This is a genomic window from Pseudomonas citri (assembly GCF_025336485.1).
Taxonomy (GTDB): Bacteria; Pseudomonadota; Gammaproteobacteria; order Pseudomonadales; family Pseudomonadaceae; genus Aquipseudomonas; species Aquipseudomonas citri.
The window spans coordinates 147,685-164,230 of record NZ_JAODAB010000013.1; the positions used below are offsets into that span (position 1 = coordinate 147,685).

Consider the following 16,546-nt stretch of genomic DNA (forward strand, 5'->3'; position numbering starts at 1 on the left):
TGCTCCCCACGATACATCGGGTATCAGGAGCGCTGCCGGTCCTTGCCCGCCTCACCCAATGAGTTATCCGCCAAGGTGTCCGGCGTGCAGCGCAAATCACCGATCATCAACACATCGCCTTCGCGCTCGGCGTTGTCCGGGTCGAGGCGGAACCGGCAGAACAATTCACTGCCGTAACGCACTTCCAGGGTCGGCGAGCTGGCGTTCATTTCCATGGAGAAGAAGCCGTCGGCCTCGCTGACCCCGCGACTGGCGTGGTTGATGACGTGATGGCCCCGAAGCGGCTCGCCCTGTTCGTCCAGCAGGCGACCGAGCACGGTCACGGTCTTCATGACCTGGATCTTGCGGTAGTCCACACCACCCTTGTTCAGGTGGTAACGGGTGCGCGCAGGCTGGATGTTCGCCGCGGGTGGGTGTACGCCTTCGAAGTCGAAGGTCACCATGCTGTTTTTGTAGGCGGTGATGGGGACGAAGTTACGGCCCGGGCGCAGGGTGGTACTGCCACCGGTCAAATCGTCGGCACGCAGGGCGACATCGTCTAGGTCGGTTTCCACGTCGACGATCATGCCCGCGCCACGCCCTTGGGGCAGGCCGGTGAAGGCAGTCTTATGCCCGCCCACGGCCACGGTGCTGCTCAGGTTCAAGCCGCCGGTCAGGTTGTCGTTATAGGACGAACGCTGGACGAAACCGTCGCCGTACAGCGAATCGGTCATGAAACTGGCGAGGCCGGACATGCCCACGCCGTAGGTGTCGGCCAACGCGGTGGCGGAGACGCTTTGCAACACGTGATCTTCCAGGTCCCGGCGATAAGTCACCGACGCATTGTTATCCCGCTCGCCCTCTCGTGAGGTGCGGGTGCCGACGCTGCCCGACCAGTATTCGCCCGGTCCGCCCAGCGCAACATTGAGGCTCAGGTCGATGCCGCGATTGCGCCGGTCGGCCGTGCTCGACGTGCCCGGGCGGTCGAACACCGACAGCCGCCAGTTGGCATCGCTGCCCCCCAGCTTGCCGCGCTGGGTCCAGCCCAGGTCCAGGCCGGTGCCCTGGATGTTGCCTTCGCTGTAGGCCAGCCGCCCATTGATGGAGGTCTTGTTGCTCAAGCGATGGTTGACCGACAGCGAGGAGTTGCTGGTCTGGCCGACGAACACGTTGCGCTGGCGAATACGAGTGCCGTCCGCCAGGGTTTCATAGGTGTTGCGGGTGTCCAGCCAGCTGCGGTTGTGGCTCGCCACGACACTGCCATGGCCGTAGCTGTACAGGCCTTGGATGTCCATGCCGGTGCCGTACTGCTGGGTCTGGTAGACGTTGGCATACAGGCTGGTGTGGCTGGCCAGTGTCCAGTCGATCGAGGTGCCCACTTGCAGCTTGTCCTGCACCTGGCGCGTGGAGGCGCCCAGGATCACCCGCGGATGCGCCAGGTAATTGAAGCCCAGGCCAGCGGTGGTGAAACCCGAGGGCTGGTCTTCCCAGTTGCTCCAGAGCCGGGTCTCGCGTCCGGCGAACAGGTTGTAGCGCCAGCGATCCTCCGAATTGCTCCAGTTATTGGGCTTGTAGACCAGCTCCTGGCTGGTGGCGGTGGTTTGCCCGTCCTCGATCAACCGCACTTCCACTTCATAGATGCCACCGGGCAAGGGCCGGGTGTCCAGGCTCTGCAAGCCGGCGCTGACCGCCTGGGTATTGATCAACAGGCCGCCGCGGTAAATCTCCACCGACGCCTGGCGGCTGGCGGTGACATAAATGGGGTAGACGCTGGGTTTGGGATTTTCGACCACCAGACTGTCGGAGCTGCCGTACATCACCCCGAGCGCGGTGTCCGGGTTAGCGCCGAACGAACGGATCTGACGGTTCAGGCCATCGGAGCTGGGCGTGAAATAACCCAGGCGGAAAAAATTCCCTTCCATCTCCCGTTGGGTGTAGAGCTCGTAGATGGCGTGGTACAGCTTGTCGTCCGGGCCGCCAAGACGCGACAGCTGAAGGTCCAGTGACTGGCTCCAATTGCCGACGCTGGAACTGGCGTTGAGGCCATAACGCCCGCCCGTGTCCTGTTCCTGGCCACCATTGAGGTTCAGTTGGTTGTTGAAGATCAGGCCGAGGCTGCCGCCTTCCGGCTGATCGTGATAACGCTTGGTTTCGTTGGCTCGCTCCACGTCCCTGGTCAGGATCGACACCAATGAATTTTCAAGGCTGTAATGCACGGCCAGCAGCCCCGACGGGCAACGGCCTTCACAGGCACCCAGCTTTTGTCCTTGCTTGAGAAGTTGTTCCCATTGATCGCGGTCGACAGCTTTTATGGGGCTGTCCTGGGTGTCGGTGAACTCGAGCAGGGTGATGCGATCATCCCGCGTCAGGACCACCATCGCTTCACCGAGGTATTGTTGATTGAGTTCAACACGAACCGCCAAAGGCACATCGAAAAAATGCGATTCAAACTCAGCCGGCAAACCCTTGGCCTGGGCTAGCAGGCTCCTGGGCGTGGTACCGGGGGCAGTCGGCGCAGCCAATGCACTCGCGCACAAACACAGCGCGAGGGCACCCGCGATGGGTGTCATCGGAAACATCAACGGATTCTCGTAATCAGCGAACGATCAGGGCGTTTCAGGTGCGGGCCGCCCGGCGGGGGAGCGCCGGACGGCCTGCGGCGATGCCCGTGCAATGAGGTGAAACTCACCGGGCATCGAGCGACATCACGGGCGCGGCACAGCGTCGAAGATGACGGTCATGTCGGCGGTGTACAGGCCGTTCTGGGTATCCAGTGGCTTGGCCGCGACGATGGTCATGTCAGCCTGAGTACCTGGAGTGGAGGTTGCATCATCCACCACTTCCTGAGGGGTAGCGGTCAGGGTGATGCCGTTGAACTTGGTGGTCAGGGCGATGGCGTCACGACCGTTGTACAGCGCCGCCGGGCCACCCTCGATGTAGGCGTTGACCGAACCGTTGGTGTTCTTCACATCAAAGGTCTGGCGCAGCGAAGTCAGGGTGCCACTGACGGTGTTGTAGCTCATGACTTCATCCTTACCGAAGTTCGGATCACGTGGCAGCACATGGAATTGCTCGGTCGGGATGTTCGCGGTGATGTGGATCGAGGAGCGAGCGTCGTCAACGGCGAACGCCGCCGAAGAAGCCAGGGCAGCGGCGACCAGGGCAGTACCGGATACGAGTTGTTTGAGCATGTTGTTAACACCTGTTCTTGACATGAATAGAGAAGGGTTGAATTTACGGCCCGATAACAACTTGGGCTGCATTTCCAACGCCGGGCATGATCGGCTCTCTCCAACTAAAAAAAAGCAGGCAATTTCCCACAAGCTTGTAGTAAATGCGGCACACGAACGCGCGAAAAATACCCGCTTATATATATTCTTTAAGTTTGTATGTCAGAAACAGCCCACACGCCCAGCAGCGCCGCGGCATTGCTCAATGTCAAGTAAAACCGCATGTAAAAACCCATCACCCGCCTACCCGCCACATTCAGGTAAGGTCATGTTTCATTACAAGTAACCCGCCATGAAGCTTGATATATCTTAGTTCCAGCAACCGCCAAAGTTGAAAGATATATCACACAACTAAAGTTATATCTCAATACTCACTTATGCAGAACGGAGAACAGCATATGACCGTCCCTTATTCCCACTCCAAACACGAACACGACGGCTTCGAACGCCCGACCGTGCGCGAACGTGGCAGTCGCGGACCACGGGTCTTCGCTTCCGGCGACTTGAAACTGCTGGCATTGGCGCTGATTGCCGAACAGCCTTGCCACGGCTACGACCTGATCCGCCGGATCGAGAGCATGTTCGACGGCGCCTACAGCCCCAGCCCCGGTGTGATCTACCCGACCCTGACATTCCTGGAAATGAGCGCGCTGGTTACCTGCGGCGTCGATGACGGAAAAAAAAGCTACAGCGTGACCGAGGCCGGACGTCTATCCCTTGAAGAACAAGCGGCGGCGCTGCAAGAGGTGCACCTGCGTATAGAAAGCAGCCGGCGCATGCTGCACGGCCATGATCGGCCCCCGCAGATCCATGAAGCGGTGTATAACCTGCGGCATGCGCTGCAAAAGCATCATGGCCGCTGGAGCCCGGAAGAAGTCCGGCGGGTGCGCGACCTGCTCAACGACACCGCCAAAGCCATCATCGACGGTCCGTCCGTTTCGGAGTCCAGCAATGAATGAAATCGATCCAACCGCCATTCACCGCGTCAACCACGAGATCAAGCGCTGCGCCTGCAAGACCTGACCCCGCGCCGCTATGACCTGGACAGCCTGGAGCTGGACATCGATTTCGTGCTCCACGGCAACGGCCCGGCCGCGACGCAAGGTGTTGCTGGAGGAGAAAGGGTTGGACCCGGATTACGTGAAATCAGTGGGCTACTGGAAGGCGGATGATAGCGACGAGGAGTGATCCGGATCCCCACAGCCCTTTTGCAAAGCTCAGGTATTTGTGGGAGCAAGGCTTGCCCGCGATGAAGTTGACGAGGTCTTCCAGAATCGCCGCGCCTGTATCGCGAGCAAGCTTTGCTCCCACAGAAGTGGGCTCAAGTGACTGGTGCCCGCTATTGGACCGGCCCGACTTGAAGTAACCTGCATCCCACCACAGGGGCAGTGTTGTCCTTTTTATCGTCGAACCAGGTCCCGCCCCATGCTCTTCCTGCTCGCCTACATCAGCAGCGTCGTGCTGATCAACTTCGCGTTTTCCGCCGCGCCGCACCTGGACGTCCTCTGGTCGGCCTGGGGCGGGTTGGTGTTTATCCTGCGCGACATGGTGCAGACCCGCTTCGGCCACGGCGCCATCGTCGCGATGCTGGTGGCGCTGGTGTTGTCCTACGTCACCTCCGACCCGACCATCGCCCTGGCCAGCGCCACGGCGTTCGCGGTGTCCGAGTGCATCGACTGGCTGGTGTTCACTGTCACCAAGCGCCCACTGCATGATCGGCTGTGGCTCAGTTCGGCCCTGAGCATTCCCCTCGACACGTTCATTTTCTTCGGCCTGATCGACGCCTTGACGCCCCCGGTGGTCATCACCGCCCTGCTGTCGAAATTCGCCGGGGTCACGGTCGTCTGGCTGATCATGGCCTGGCGTCTGCGCAAACAGGCCGTCACCGGCTGACGCGGTTCATGTAAAATGCCGCGTTTTCTCCCCACGGGAAGCTCGCCCGGCGTGCAACCCTCGACGACCGCTCCTGTTTGAGGACCTTCAGATGACCCGTATCGGAACTCCCTTGTCGCCCACCGCGACCCGCGTTTTGTTGTGTGGCAGCGGTGAGCTGGGCAAGGAAGTGGTAATCGAGCTGCAGCGCCTGGGCGTTGAAGTGATCGCCGTGGATCGCTACGCCAACGCGCCGGCCATGCAAGTGGCCCATCGCAGCCATGTGATCAACATGCTCGACGGCGCCGCCCTGCGTGCGGTGATCGAGGCCGAGAAGCCACATTTCATCGTGCCGGAAATCGAAGCCATCGCCACCGCCACCCTGGTGGAACTGGAAGCCGAAGGTTTCACCGTGATCCCTACGGCCCGCGCCGCGCAGTTGACCATGAACCGCGAAGGCATCCGTCGCCTGGCCGCCGAAGAACTGGGCCTGCCGACCTCGCCGTATTTCTTCGCCGACACCGTGGAAGATTACCGCAAGGCCGTCGAGACCCTGGGCTTCCCGTGTGTGGTCAAGCCGGTGATGAGTTCGTCGGGCAAGGGCCAAAGCCTGCTGCGCAGTGCCGACGACGTGCAGAAAGCCTGGGACTACGCCCAGGAAGGCGGCCGTGCCGGCAAGGGCCGGGTGATCATCGAAGGCTTCATCGACTTCGACTACGAAATCACCTTGCTCACCGTGCGTCACGTCGGCGGCACCACGTTCTGTGCACCGGTCGGCCACCGTCAGGAGAAAGGCGACTATCAGGAGTCCTGGCAGCCCCAGGCCATGAGCCCGGCGGCCCTGGCCGAATCCGAGCGCGTGGCCAAGGCCGTGACCGAGGCCCTGGGTGGTCGTGGGATGTTTGGCGTCGAGCTGTTCATCAAGGGTGACCAGGTGTGGTTCAGCGAAGTCTCGCCACGCCCGCACGACACCGGCCTGGTCACGTTGATCTCCCAGGACCTTTCGCAATTTGCCCTGCACGCCCGGGCCATTCTCGGCTTGCCGATCCCGCTGATCCGCCAGTTCGGCCCATCGGCCTCGGCGGTGCTGCTGGTGGAAGGCCAGTCGACCCAGACCGCTTTCGCCAACCTTGGCGCCGCCCTGAGCGAACCCGACACCGCCCTGCGCCTGTTCGGCAAGCCGGAAGTCAACGGCCAACGCCGCCTGGGCGTGGCCCTGGCCCGCGACGAATCCATCGAAGCCGCCCGCGCCAAGGCGACCCGGGCTTCGCAGGCGGTGAAGGTCGAGTTGTAACACCCGAGACCGAACACCGGCCCCTGTGGCTCAGGGGGACTTCATGTGGGAGCAAAGCGGCTACAAAAAAGGCGACACCCACCCGGGTGTCGCCTTTTTCATGAACGCCAGTGCGGCTCAATCCGGCAGTTTGTACGCAATCACATAGTCCCCCTGCTTCGTCCCCAGCGAACCATGGCCGCCGGCAACCACCAGCACGTATTGCTTGCCATCCTTGCCGGTGTAGGTCATCGGCGTGGTCTGGGCACCGGCGGGCAGGCGGCCTTCCCACAGTTGCTTGCCGTTCTTCACGTCATAGGCGCGCAGGTACTGGTCGAGGGTGCCGCTCAGGAACGCCAGGCCGCTGGCCGTGGTGAAGGTGCCGCCCAGGCTCGGAACGCCCATGCTCAGCGGGATCGGGACTGGCGAGCTATCGCGCACGGTGCCGTTCTTGTGCTTCCAGAGGATCTTGTTGTTGGTCAGGTCCACCGCTGCCACATAACCCCAGGCGGGCGCCTGGCATGGCAGGCCCATGGGCGAGAGCAGCGCTTCGAGGATCACACCGTACGGCGCGCCTTTGTTCGGCTGCACACCTTCGGTTTCGCTCTTGCGACCCGGACCGCCAGCCACTTCGGCCGCCGGCACCAGTTTCGACTTGAACGCCATGTAGCTCGGGTTGACGAAGGCCACCTGGCGCACCGGGTCCACCGAAATGCCACCCCAGTCGAACACGCCGAAGTTGCCCGGGTAGACGATCGAGCCTTGCAGCGACGGCGGCGTGAACATGCCGTCATAGCGCAGCGACTTGAAGTCGATCCGGCAGAGCATCTGGTCGAACGGCGTCACCCCCCACATGTCGCGTTCGTGCAGGACCGGCGGCACCAGGTTCAGGTCGGACATCGGCTGGGTCGGCGAGGTGTGGTCGCCTTCCACCGCGCCTTGCGGCACCGGGACTTCCTTGATCGGCACGATCGGCTGGCCATTGCTGCGGTCCAGCACATAGAGGCTGCCTTGCTTGGTCGACGCCAGCACGGCCGGCTTCACGCCGTCGGCGGTCTTCAGGTCCATCAGTGTCGGTTGACCGCCGACGTCCATGTCCCACAGGTCGTGGTGGGTGAACTGGAAGTACCAGCGCACCTTGCCGGTGGCAATGTCCAGGGCAGTCAGGCCGGCGGCGTATTTTTCCGATTCCGGGGTGCGCATGCCGCCGAACTGGTCGGGGGTCTGGTTGCCCATCGGCAGGTAGAGCATGCCGAGTTTTTCATCGACGCTGAACATCGACCACATGTTCGGCGAGTTGCGGGTGTAGGTCTGGCCTTCGGCAATCGGCGTGGTGTCGTCCGGCTTGCCGCTGTCCCAGTTCCACACCAGCTTGCCAGTGTGCACGTCATAGGCGCGGATCACACCGCTCGGCTCGTCGGTGGAGACGTTATCGGTGACGTGGCCGCCGATCACCACCAGGTTTTCGGTGACCGCCGGTGGCGACGTGGAGTAGTAACCGCCGGCCGTGAAGCCGCCGATGTTGGCGGTCAGGTCGACCTGGCCCTTGTCGCCGAAGTCCTCGCACACCTTGCCGGTGTCGGCGTTGAGGGCGATCAGGCGGGTGTCGGCGGTCGGCAGGAAGATCCGCCGCGGGCAGGTGGTGCTGGCCGGCGTGGTGCTGGCGGCGCCGGTCGGGCTCTGCTCGGCCGAGGCGTACACGGCGTCATCGTGATAGGTCACGCCTCGGCAGGTCATATGGGCCCAGCCCTTGAAGTTCTCGGCCTTCTGCGTGGACAGCTTCGGATCGAAGCGCCAGATTTCCTTGCCGGTCTCTGGCTCCAGGGCAATCACCTGGCTGTGGGGCGTGCACACGTAGAGCATGCCGTTGACCTTCAGCGGGGTGTTTTCCGCCGTGGTTTCACCCGGGTCGTTCGGCCCGGGCAGGTCGCCCGTGCGGTAGGTCCAGGCCGGCACCAGTTTGCTGACATTCTGCGGCGTGATCTGTGCCAGCGGCGAATAACGGTCTCCATGGGCGCTGCGGCCGTAGGAGTTCCAGTCGCCCTCCGGCATCGCCGGTGCGGTGTTGGTCATGCCCGGCACGCTGTCACGCTCCAGTTGCCCCTTGATTTCGCCGGGGTTGGTGAACTGGCTGGCCAGCGCCGCGACACCGGCGATGACCACGGCGGCGCCCAGCGCGCGGGCGCCCGTGGGCGAGGCGTCGGCGCTCGACAGCGGGCGACGGAACCACGGCAGCAACAGGACGATACCCAAGGCAAACAGCATCGCCAGGCGCGGCACCAGCTGCCACCAATCCAGGCCGACTTCCCACAGCGCCCACACGGTGCTGGCGAACAGCACCAGCGCGTACAGCCCCAGGGCCGCACGACGGGCCATGATCAGCAGCACGCCGGTCAACGCCAGGCCGATCCCGGCCAGCAGGTAATAGAGCGAGCCGCCAAGCGTGCTCAGCTTGACTCCCCCGGCCAACAGGGCCAGGCCCATCAATAGAAGCAGAATGCCGAGCAGGCTCGGTAGCAGACGGCTTCGACTCAAAGCACCCTCAGCGCTCATAGTGTGATTCTCCGTGACGTTTAAGGAGTCCCGTGTAACAACTTAGTCACTGTAGATGACGATCTTGAAGGGGCATGGTTCAGTAAAGGTACGAAAGGGCTTTTGCTGGCATGCAGCCTTTCGAATCCGGCAACAGTGCCCGTCCCTGTGAACGCTATGCTTCCACCACAGGGGCACCTCGGCTAAGGTGCGCGGCTTTACACCCCTTTTGCGCAAAGGCCTTCCCATGACCGAACCGAACAACAACCCGCTGCACGGCGTGACGCTGGAGCAGATTCTCAATGCCCTGGTGCAACATTACGAATGGTCGGGCCTGGCCGAGCGCATCGATATTCGTTGTTTCAAGAGCGATCCGAGCATCAAGTCGAGCCTGACCTTCCTGCGCAAGACGCCGTGGGCGCGGGAGAAAGTCGAACGTCTCTACATCAAGTTGATGCGCACCAAGCGGCCAGTCTGAGCGATGGACACCGATTGGCGTCCCGCGCTGCGGCAACACTTCGTGTCGGTGACGGCATTGCTGGGTTGGGCGGGACTGAGCATCCAGTTGTATCTGGTCTTGTGGGGGCGCTGGGAACTGGGGGCAAGCCTGCTGGGCGGGCTGGTCAATTGCTTCAGCTTCTTCACCGTGCTGACCAACACTTTGGTGGCGGTGGTGCTGACCTGGGAACTGACCCCGCGGCCATCGGCCGTGCGCCGCTGGTTCCTGCTGCCCGCCGTGCGCAGCGGCATCGCCGCCAGCATCGCCCTGGTGAGCCTGGCCTACAACCTGCTGCTGCGTCACCTCTGGCAGCCCGAAGGCTGGCAGTTCGTGGCCGACGAGCTGCTGCACGACATCGTGCCCATGCTGTACCTCGCCTATTGGTGGCGATGGGTGCCCAAAGGAACGTTGCGCCTGGGCCACATCGGGCTATGGGCCCTCTACCCCGTGGCGTATTTCGCCTACCTGCTGCTGCGCGGGAATATGCTGGGAGCCTACCCCTACCCTTTCATCGACGTGGCGAACCTGGGTTATCCACAGGTGTTCGTCAATGCCGGGGGGATCTTGCTGGGGTTTGTCGCGATTGCGCTGGCGGTGGTGGGGGTGGATCGGTGGGCATCGGTGAAATAGCTGCGTGAGCCAAACCTGTGGGGGCAAGGCTTGCCCGCGATGAACGATAACACTGTCCACCTGAAGACCAGGGTGTCTGCATCGCGAGCAAGCTTTGCTCCCACAGAGATATATCCCACACGGGGAGTGGCTATACCGGCATCACCGCCTCGCGGGCAACATCCATAGCAACCCACTGGCCTTGGCTCGTTCATGACACAACGCCAACACCTCGCGGCGTTCAGCGTTGTCCATCCGGCTCCAGCGGGTGATTTCCGCCACGCTGCGCTGGCACCCGGTGCAGATATCGTCATCGTCCAGCGCGCAGATGCTCACGCATGGCGACGGCACCGGGCGTTCAGGCGTGGTCATTGTTCCTGCTCCGCCAGGTCGCGGGCGTAGCGCTGGGCATTGTGCACATAGTGCGCGGCGCTGGCTTCGAGCATCTTCTTCTGCGCCTCGGTCAACTCCCGCACCACCTTGCCGGGCGAGCCCATGACCAGCGAGCCGTCGGGAATTTCCTTGTTTTCGCCAATCAGCGAGTTGGCGCCGATGATGCAGTTCTTGCCGATCTTCGCGCCATTGAGAATCACCGCGTTGATGCCGATGAGGCTGTAGTCGCCCACCGTGCAGCCGTGGAGCATGGCGTTGTGGCCGATGGTCACGCCGGTGCCGATGGTCAGCGGGTAGCCCATGTCGGTGTGCATCACCGTGCCGTCCTGCACGTTGCTGTCCTTGCCGATCAGGATCAGTTCGTTGTCGCCGCGCAGCACGGCGTTGAACCAGACATTGGCGCCCTCTTCGAGGCGCACTTTGCCCACCAACGTGGCGTTGGGCGCGACCCAGCTCTGTGGATGGGTTTCGACACGGGCATCGCCCAAGCGGTATTTCATGGGTTCCTCGGGACGTCAGGTATTGATGAAGCTTCTGGGGGGCTTGTGCAGGTCGATACCGGCGTCGAACAGCAGGTTGACCAGCTCGACGATCATGATCGCCGTCAACCCCCAGATCTTGTATTCGCCAAACCGATAACTGGGCACATACCAGCTACAGCCTTGATAGTCGATACGGTGGGTGTGCTCGCGGGGGTCCTTGCGGAAAAACTCCAGCGGCACGCTGAACACCGCGGCGATCTCCGCATCGTTGGCCTGGTATTCGACAAAATCCGGAATCACCCCGACATACGGCGTAACCTTGATGCCATGCAAGGAGATCAACGGACTCAGGGGGCCGATCACTTCCACCAGGCCGGGGGGCAGGCCAATTTCTTCCTCGGCTTCGCGCAGGGCCGTGAACACCAGGTCCGGGTCTTCCGGGTCGCGGCGCCCGCCGGGGAACGCCACTTCGCCGCCATGGGTCGAGAGCCCGCTGGCGCGCAGGGTCAGCACCAGTTCCGGATCGTCACGGCGGCTGATCGGCACCAGCACCGCGGCTTCAGGAAAACGTCGGTCGACCTGCAGATCGCGCGGGGTGTGGTTGCTTACTCGATGCAGTAGCTCGTCCAGCATGAGGCTTCTCGATTCATTCGCTACCTTGCATCATGCACCAATCAATCAAGCGGCCCAACCCCTGGCACCGCGTCGTGTCGCGAAACGACAACTTGCCGCACCGGCCCACGCACGCCAAGATAGGCGCAGCATTCAGGAATCCAAGCATGAAATTCTGCAGCCAGTGCGGTAACCCCGTGACCCAGCGCATACCCGAGGGCGACTCGCGCCTGCGCTTCGTCTGCGACACCTGCCACACCATCCATTACCAGAACCCCAACATCGTCGCCGGTTGCATACCGACCTGGGGCAGCCAGGTGCTGTTGTGCCGACGTGCCATCGAACCGCGACGCGGTTATTGGACGCTGCCGGCGGGCTTCATGGAGAACGGCGAAACCGTGGAACAGGCCGCCGAGCGCGAAACCGCCGAGGAAGCCTGCGCCCGGGTTCGTAATCTGCGCATCTATACGCTGATCGATGTACCGCACATCAGCCAGGTACATGTATTCTTCCGCGCCGAACTGGTGGATGAAGATTTTGCCGCCGGGACAGAAAGCCTCGAGGTAAAACTGTTCGAAGAAGCCGATATACCCTGGGATGAGCTGGCATTCCGCACGGTGGGCCGGACCCTGGAGTATTTCTTCGCCGACCGGCGAGCCGAGACCTACCCGGTGCGATCCGAATCGATCCCACCGTTGGCCCAGCCCGCCAACACCTGAAAACCATTTAGCCGCGACACTTCTAGGGATACCGTTTCAATGCGTTGGTTGCTTGTCCTGTTCTGCTTGTCGTTCACCGCTGTGTCCCAGGCCTCGGCGGTGGGAACCTACAACGGCAAGGTCATCGAGAAAGTGTTGGTGCTCAAGTCCGCCCATCAATTGCAATTGATCAACGACAACAAGCCACTCAAGACCTATCGCATCTCCCTGGGCAAGGGCGCCAGGAAAGGCCCCAAGCTGATCGAAGGCGACAAGCGCACCCCCGAAGGTTTCTACTGGATCGACTGGCGCAAGACCAGCCAGAACTATTACCTGTCGATGCACATCTCCTACCCCAACATCAGCGACGCCGCCCGCGCCCGCCGCGAGGGTGTGGAGCCCGGCGGCATGATCATGATCCATGGCACGCCGGACTCGGAAGAAAACCCTGAGCAGCTGTTCCACACCCTGGACTGGACCGATGGCTGCATTGCCATGCGCAATGTGGACATGCGCGAAGTCTGGGACCTGGTGCCGGATGGGACGATGATCGAGATTCGGCCTTAATTATTGCCAAACCCAATACAAATCCTGTGGCGAGGGACGGTGCCGGTTTCATATCTTGCTACAAGTCCCAGAAGCGGAGCGCAACCGCCTCATCAACCTTGATCTACGCTCAAAACTGATGCGGTGGCGCGACGCCCCGCAGAATTTACAGTGAGACGTGTCACGTCGAAGCATAGGCAGTCATGACGTATGTGATTCGACAGGGCTTCACCCGCTCAAGATGAGACATCAATCATGACAACCCATAACGGTTTTATACGGACCACCGCAGTTGCTGTGGTGGCGTTGGCGAGTGCGTGGCAGTCAGGTAACAACGCGTGGGGGGCCGGGGCGCCTACGGATGAAAAAGAGGAGCCGTGGTACACAGCCTGGCTTCAGGTCACGGCGGATTCGAGCGTGGACATCCACAAAACCACGCCCTCGTTGCGCTGGCGTACCGACATGGACACGCTCTATCGGGGAGATACGACGGGTCAGGGCCTCACTGCCTTCGAGAAGGGGCTGTTGCCCAAAGCCGTGGGCACTCCCGAGGAGCAATGGAAATACGACTGGTACAACCATGCGGGCGGAAGCGCGGGGACGGTGTTCAGCAGCACAACGCGCAGCCTGATCTGGGCCCAACATTACGCCGTCGAGTGGGTGTACGAGTTCACTGCTCCCCACGGAATCGATCAGGTGCAATCGGGAGGGCCCTTTCCAAAAGAGCAGGAAATCAGCTTCCCGGGCGGGGTCAAGGCGCACTTCATCAAACAGGCCTGCTACAAAGACGATCTTTCCAAATGCAGGCCGAACCCAAACTACCGAGAACCCACCGGCCGCGAGTCGATGCAGGACGTCGCCGCGGTTTCCATCAACTGGAACCGGCTGAATCCTCCAGAGGGGTTGACATGGGTAACGACCAAGCAATCCCTCTGGGCAGTCGGCTCCACGACGATCAACCCCGTGCAGGGCGCGGATGCGCTTGCCCAAGGGTTACGGGCCAGGGACTCTTCGCCACCCAGTTTGAGATCGGTGCGCAGGCCGGAGTCTCCGCTGGCCGGATCGATCGTTGTAGCATTTCGCGATTATAGCGAGGCCAAACTCTGGGCAACCCAGGAAGCAGAAAACGGCGGATGGGTGTATGAAGTCAGACCCAATGTCGTGGCGGTGGACTTGTCGGTACCTAACGCGGGCTCCCGTGAAGGCGCCTTCGCGCTCATCGGCGGTATCAAGGGAGGCCTGTTGATGAATGCACGCCGTTTCGAGAAAGGCGTGAGTGAACCGGTCGAGTGCATTGGCATCGAAAAAGAAGCGTGCCGACTCGAGAACGTCCACCAATAGTTTCAGAGTGCCTGAGGCCTTGAGGCTTGTACGCCTCCCTCGCCACCTCAGTGACGAGGGAGCTTGCTCCAGCCGGCGCTCCAGTGATGAGGCCAGTCCTTATTGCATCAAACCCGAAGCTCTGCCCGGTCCAGGCATTTGTTCGCCAGCAACGTGCCCAGCTCGATCATCTGCGCCACGCCCAGTGCCACATGGCGTCGTGAACCGTCCAGGTCGAACGCCAGGTCGCTGAGCATGGCGTTGGCCGAGGCCAGGGTTTCGCTGAGGTTGGCCAACATAACTTCGGGGTCGACACCGTCGGTCACGGTGAAGAGCTGCGTCGAGGGTTGAGGGGCTGGCTCGCCGTCTTCAGGCTTGAGGTAATGGTCCATCGCTCGATCGGCGGCTTCTTTCAGTTTTTCGGGAGCGTAGTCGCCGTAGGGGAAGGAAGAAGCGGGTTTTGGAGGGTTGGGGGAATCTTTGATCATTTAGAGCTCCTGATTCAATGGAGCCACCACTTTTCGCGGTCAAACAAAAAGGGGCAGCTGTACGCGGGTTGACCGACCGGGAATCAAGAACCGGCACATCCGAAGACGTCCCACGCACAGCTGCCGCGACACGATACCTCAGACGAAAGAAAAACACCTGAACTAGGTCTTGGAACGCTGGCGCGTCTAGATTCTCGGACGGTCAAATCCGGTCGCTGAATTGGCAGCGACACCCAAAGGCTAGAGCCCTCGCTTCCGACGGGCAACCTTAAAAACTTGTCGGAAACTTCGGTGCGTCTGACAGACCAATGGACAAGTATTCACACAACAAAAAACCGGCCTAGGCCGGTTTTCATTGGTGATATTTGGATTCAAACAAACGCTGCCCGCTGCTCAGCCTCATAATGCCGAGTCTGAAAAGGCAAAAGGGTTTGCACCTTCAAACCAAGACCTTCCTTTAATCCCCAAGAAAGGGCGAGTTCATCACGGCGCTTGCGAAGCGCAACAGCGGTCTGCGGGGCTATGGCTTGCTTGGGTGTTGAGCGTAAGAACAGCTCCAGGGCATTAAAGACTTCCAACGCACGAGTGTCCGTGACACACGAAAAACGGGTGAGTCGTTCGAGCAAATATCCTGCTCGACGCTGCTCGACCTCATCAGTGTGTTGGCTCAGGAAAGCTTGGGCTGCGCTTATTAAATCCGCGCTGGAATACCAGATAGCCTTGGCCATGCTCACAAGCGCAGCATCGTCTGCGTGATCCAATGGGTTCTTGACCAATGTGTCCAGAGCGGCTGAGAGGACTTGGCCGTTAGCAGGCTTCGTCATCTGTATCCTCCAAATAATTTTGCAAAATGTGGTTAAGAACAGAGGTTGGAGGCTCTTTGTTGCCAACATATACGTCAATCGCCTGCAGCGCCAGTCGACGCAGCTCGGCAGATAAAATGAAGCCAGCCCTCAGAAGCGCCATGATGTCGCCAATATCTTGATCCGTTGCCCTGCCCAGCTTTGAAATCGCAATATCGATCGGAGCGGCAATGTGAACATGCAAAGGAGACTCGACAGGGAACTCTTCAAGGGGAAGGCTTCGAACCCAGTAGTCCTCGTGAATTGGACCAAAGCTGGTGTTGTATTGGAGGTCGTAGTTTAGCTCCATCAATCGACCGGATTTCTCGTCGCGAAATTGCTCGGGCACTTGCGCGAGCAGCATTCGAAGATCAAAACCGTCCGGAAGGCTGGCCTCATAGATTTCCGCGTCAACGTCCGTGGAAACACGATGATTTGTATAGAGGTGCACTGCGCATCCACCAAATACCATGACTTTAACCGCCCCTGGTTTTGCACTCTCAGATGTCAGCTCTGCTTCGACGGACTTGAACATTGAAACCAAAGCCTGCCCCATCGCGGTGCTGGTATTAAGGCGGGGAGTGATCATTTCCGGCATTTCCATGTTTGAACCTCAGAGGCAGGTGTTGCTCCTTGAAACCTGGATCTGCCACTCGGCCTTGCCAAAGACCAGTTGGCTATCCCTGCGCTTGGAGACGGGCCCCGAAGCTAGAGCCCTCGCTTCCGAGGGACAACCTTAAAAACTTGTCGGAAACTTCGGTGCGTCTGACAGACCAATTGTCTGGTTATGGATGTTTCATACGGGGCATATCCGTTTCTGCGGTAACGGCGGCTGGCGGTTTCGCCCTGACGGCGACTTACTTTCTTTCAAACGCCAAAGAAAGTAAGCAAAGAACGCTGGCCCCACCACTCGGCACCTCGCCTGGGCGAGGTGTGCCCTCACTCCGGCATTGCTCCGTGGGCCCGCCGCGAAGGGCCCTCCATGGCCCAGCGCGGCTATCCCGGCATCCATGCCGGGATGCCCACTGCGCAATGCCTGCGTTCGGCCTGCGTGGTTAATGGGGCGCTCAGATCAAAATCAAAAGCAGAGCAACAGCAACAGCAACAGCAACAGCAACAGCAACAGCAACAGCAACAGCAACAGCAACAGCAACAGCAACAGCAACAGCAA

Annotated in this window: 17 protein-coding genes and 1 pseudogene; 9 read left to right on the forward strand and 9 right to left on the reverse strand. The window is 60.9% G+C overall.

Features of this window, described 5'->3' with window-relative positions; all coding sequences use genetic code 11:
• Positions 1–23: 23 nt before the first annotated feature.
• Together N4Q37_RS16240 and N4Q37_RS16245 are read right to left on the reverse strand one after the other, a co-directional pair.
• On the reverse strand, positions 24–2,558 hold the full coding sequence (locus tag N4Q37_RS16240) for a CS1-pili formation C-terminal domain-containing protein (RefSeq protein WP_260959285.1): 2,535 nt from the start codon (positions 2,556–2,558) through the stop codon (positions 24–26).
• A gap of 126 nt (positions 2,559–2,684) precedes the next feature.
• Positions 2,685–3,170 carry a fimbrial protein gene (locus N4Q37_RS16245; protein WP_260959286.1) on the reverse strand — a complete coding sequence of 162 codons (486 nt, stop codon included), beginning with the start codon at positions 3,168–3,170 and terminating at the stop codon, positions 2,685–2,687.
• A 437-nt stretch (positions 3,171–3,607) separates the two neighbouring features.
• Between N4Q37_RS16245 and N4Q37_RS16250 the strand changes: the two genes are divergently transcribed.
• From N4Q37_RS16250 to purT, 4 genes and pseudogenes are all read left to right on the forward strand, one after another.
• Entirely contained in the window at positions 3,608–4,168 is a 561-nt protein-coding gene (locus N4Q37_RS16250; RefSeq protein ID WP_260959287.1) for a PadR family transcriptional regulator, read from the forward strand.
• Positions 4,169–4,174: 6 nt separating this feature from the next.
• Positions 4,175–4,309: pseudogene (locus N4Q37_RS16255) on the forward strand (siderophore-interacting protein); the annotation flags it as partial.
• Between the two features lie 325 nt (positions 4,310–4,634).
• Positions 4,635–5,102, forward strand: a complete 468-nt coding sequence (locus N4Q37_RS16260) for a VUT family protein (protein ID WP_260959288.1) — start codon at positions 4,635–4,637, stop codon at positions 5,100–5,102.
• A 91-nt stretch (positions 5,103–5,193) separates the two neighbouring features.
• A complete protein-coding gene (gene purT / locus N4Q37_RS16265; RefSeq protein WP_260959289.1) occupies positions 5,194–6,375 on the forward strand; it encodes a formate-dependent phosphoribosylglycinamide formyltransferase in 1,182 nt (393 codons plus the stop codon).
• A 117-nt stretch (positions 6,376–6,492) separates the two neighbouring features.
• On the opposite strand, the gene N4Q37_RS16270 is transcribed toward purT, so the two are convergent.
• The gene (locus tag N4Q37_RS16270) at positions 6,493–8,907 is read right to left on the reverse strand and encodes a glucose/quinate/shikimate family membrane-bound PQQ-dependent dehydrogenase (protein ID WP_260959291.1); all 2,415 of its coding nucleotides are present in this window, start codon (positions 8,905–8,907) and stop codon (positions 6,493–6,495) included.
• A gap of 226 nt (positions 8,908–9,133) precedes the next feature.
• Here N4Q37_RS16270 and N4Q37_RS16275 point away from each other — a divergent pair, with 226 nt between their 5' ends.
• Both N4Q37_RS16275 and N4Q37_RS16280 read left to right on the forward strand, forming a co-directional pair.
• The gene (locus N4Q37_RS16275; protein WP_003205228.1) at positions 9,134–9,364 is read left to right on the forward strand and encodes a VF530 family protein; all 231 of its coding nucleotides are present in this window, start codon (positions 9,134–9,136) and stop codon (positions 9,362–9,364) included.
• Positions 9,365–9,367: 3 nt separating this feature from the next.
• Complete coding sequence (locus N4Q37_RS16280; RefSeq protein ID WP_260959293.1) at positions 9,368–10,015, forward strand: Pr6Pr family membrane protein; 648 nt, start codon at positions 9,368–9,370, stop codon at positions 10,013–10,015.
• A gap of 141 nt (positions 10,016–10,156) precedes the next feature.
• Here N4Q37_RS16280 and N4Q37_RS16285 read toward each other — a convergent pair whose 3' ends face one another.
• Genes N4Q37_RS16285 through N4Q37_RS16295 form a run of 3 tightly spaced genes read right to left on the reverse strand, consistent with a single transcriptional unit; the run spans position 10,157 to position 11,502 of the window.
• Positions 10,157–10,366 carry a DUF1289 domain-containing protein gene (locus tag N4Q37_RS16285; protein ID WP_260959296.1) on the reverse strand — a complete coding sequence of 70 codons (210 nt, stop codon included), beginning with the start codon at positions 10,364–10,366 and terminating at the stop codon, positions 10,157–10,159.
• Positions 10,363–10,887 (reverse strand): gamma carbonic anhydrase family protein, encoded by a 525-nt coding sequence (locus N4Q37_RS16290; RefSeq protein WP_260959297.1) that lies wholly within the window; start codon positions 10,885–10,887, stop codon positions 10,363–10,365. The genes N4Q37_RS16285 and N4Q37_RS16290 overlap by 4 nt, the downstream gene beginning before the upstream one ends.
• A gap of 15 nt (positions 10,888–10,902) precedes the next feature.
• Positions 10,903–11,502: a CoA pyrophosphatase gene (locus tag N4Q37_RS16295; RefSeq protein WP_260959299.1), complete on the reverse strand. Its 600-nt coding sequence runs from the start codon at positions 11,500–11,502 to the stop codon at positions 10,903–10,905.
• Between the two features lie 146 nt (positions 11,503–11,648).
• Between N4Q37_RS16295 and N4Q37_RS16300 the strand changes: the two genes are divergently transcribed.
• From N4Q37_RS16300 to N4Q37_RS16310, 3 genes are all read left to right on the forward strand, one after another.
• On the forward strand, positions 11,649–12,200 hold the full coding sequence (locus N4Q37_RS16300) for an NUDIX hydrolase (protein ID WP_260959301.1): 552 nt from the start codon (positions 11,649–11,651) through the stop codon (positions 12,198–12,200).
• Positions 12,201–12,239: 39 nt separating this feature from the next.
• Entirely contained in the window at positions 12,240–12,746 is a 507-nt protein-coding gene (locus N4Q37_RS16305) for a L,D-transpeptidase family protein (protein WP_260959302.1), read from the forward strand.
• A 234-nt stretch (positions 12,747–12,980) separates the two neighbouring features.
• The gene (locus N4Q37_RS16310; protein ID WP_260959304.1) at positions 12,981–14,066 is read left to right on the forward strand and encodes a scabin-related ADP-ribosyltransferase; all 1,086 of its coding nucleotides are present in this window, start codon (positions 12,981–12,983) and stop codon (positions 14,064–14,066) included.
• A gap of 107 nt (positions 14,067–14,173) precedes the next feature.
• On the opposite strand, the gene N4Q37_RS16315 is transcribed toward N4Q37_RS16310, so the two are convergent.
• From N4Q37_RS16315 to N4Q37_RS16325, 3 genes are all read right to left on the reverse strand, one after another.
• Complete coding sequence (locus N4Q37_RS16315) at positions 14,174–14,533, reverse strand: DUF6124 family protein (RefSeq protein WP_260959305.1); 360 nt, start codon at positions 14,531–14,533, stop codon at positions 14,174–14,176.
• A gap of 371 nt (positions 14,534–14,904) precedes the next feature.
• A complete protein-coding gene (locus tag N4Q37_RS16320; protein ID WP_260959307.1) occupies positions 14,905–15,357 on the reverse strand; it encodes a hypothetical protein in 453 nt (150 codons plus the stop codon).
• On the reverse strand, positions 15,341–15,979 hold the full coding sequence (locus tag N4Q37_RS16325; RefSeq protein ID WP_260959310.1) for a DUF6036 family nucleotidyltransferase: 639 nt from the start codon (positions 15,977–15,979) through the stop codon (positions 15,341–15,343). Before N4Q37_RS16325 ends, N4Q37_RS16320 begins: the two co-directional genes overlap by 17 nt.
• Positions 15,980–16,546 lie beyond the last annotated feature (567 nt).

What these genes read in the sequence shown, in the direction of transcription:
- N4Q37_RS16295 (WP_260959299.1), bottom strand. Translation starts at nt 11,502, where the DNA reads ATGCTGGACGAGCTACTGCATCGAGTAAGCAACCACACCCCGCGCGAT.
- N4Q37_RS16310 (WP_260959304.1), top strand. Translation starts at nt 12,981, where the DNA reads ATGACAACCCATAACGGTTTTATACGGACCACCGCAGTTGCTGTGGTG.
- N4Q37_RS16250 (WP_260959287.1), top strand. Translation starts at nt 3,608, where the DNA reads ATGACCGTCCCTTATTCCCACTCCAAACACGAACACGACGGCTTCGAA.
- N4Q37_RS16290 (WP_260959297.1), bottom strand. Translation starts at nt 10,887, where the DNA reads ATGAAATACCGCTTGGGCGATGCCCGTGTCGAAACCCATCCACAGAGC.
- N4Q37_RS16300 (WP_260959301.1), top strand. Translation starts at nt 11,649, where the DNA reads ATGAAATTCTGCAGCCAGTGCGGTAACCCCGTGACCCAGCGCATACCC.
- N4Q37_RS16285 (WP_260959296.1), bottom strand. Translation starts at nt 10,366, where the DNA reads ATGACCACGCCTGAACGCCCGGTGCCGTCGCCATGCGTGAGCATCTGC.
- N4Q37_RS16270 (WP_260959291.1), bottom strand. Translation starts at nt 8,907, where the DNA reads ATGAGCGCTGAGGGTGCTTTGAGTCGAAGCCGTCTGCTACCGAGCCTG.
- N4Q37_RS16260 (WP_260959288.1), top strand. Translation starts at nt 4,635, where the DNA reads ATGCTCTTCCTGCTCGCCTACATCAGCAGCGTCGTGCTGATCAACTTC.
- N4Q37_RS16305 (WP_260959302.1), top strand. Translation starts at nt 12,240, where the DNA reads ATGCGTTGGTTGCTTGTCCTGTTCTGCTTGTCGTTCACCGCTGTGTCC.
- N4Q37_RS16320 (WP_260959307.1), bottom strand. Translation starts at nt 15,357, where the DNA reads ATGACGAAGCCTGCTAACGGCCAAGTCCTCTCAGCCGCTCTGGACACA.
- N4Q37_RS16280 (WP_260959293.1), top strand. Translation starts at nt 9,368, where the DNA reads ATGGACACCGATTGGCGTCCCGCGCTGCGGCAACACTTCGTGTCGGTG.
- purT (WP_260959289.1), top strand. Translation starts at nt 5,194, where the DNA reads ATGACCCGTATCGGAACTCCCTTGTCGCCCACCGCGACCCGCGTTTTG.
- N4Q37_RS16275 (WP_003205228.1), top strand. Translation starts at nt 9,134, where the DNA reads ATGACCGAACCGAACAACAACCCGCTGCACGGCGTGACGCTGGAGCAG.
- N4Q37_RS16315 (WP_260959305.1), bottom strand. Translation starts at nt 14,533, where the DNA reads ATGATCAAAGATTCCCCCAACCCTCCAAAACCCGCTTCTTCCTTCCCC.
- N4Q37_RS16240 (WP_260959285.1), bottom strand. Translation starts at nt 2,558, where the DNA reads ATGTTTCCGATGACACCCATCGCGGGTGCCCTCGCGCTGTGTTTGTGC.
- N4Q37_RS16245 (WP_260959286.1), bottom strand. Translation starts at nt 3,170, where the DNA reads ATGCTCAAACAACTCGTATCCGGTACTGCCCTGGTCGCCGCTGCCCTG.
- N4Q37_RS16325 (WP_260959310.1), bottom strand. Translation starts at nt 15,979, where the DNA reads ATGGAAATGCCGGAAATGATCACTCCCCGCCTTAATACCAGCACCGCG.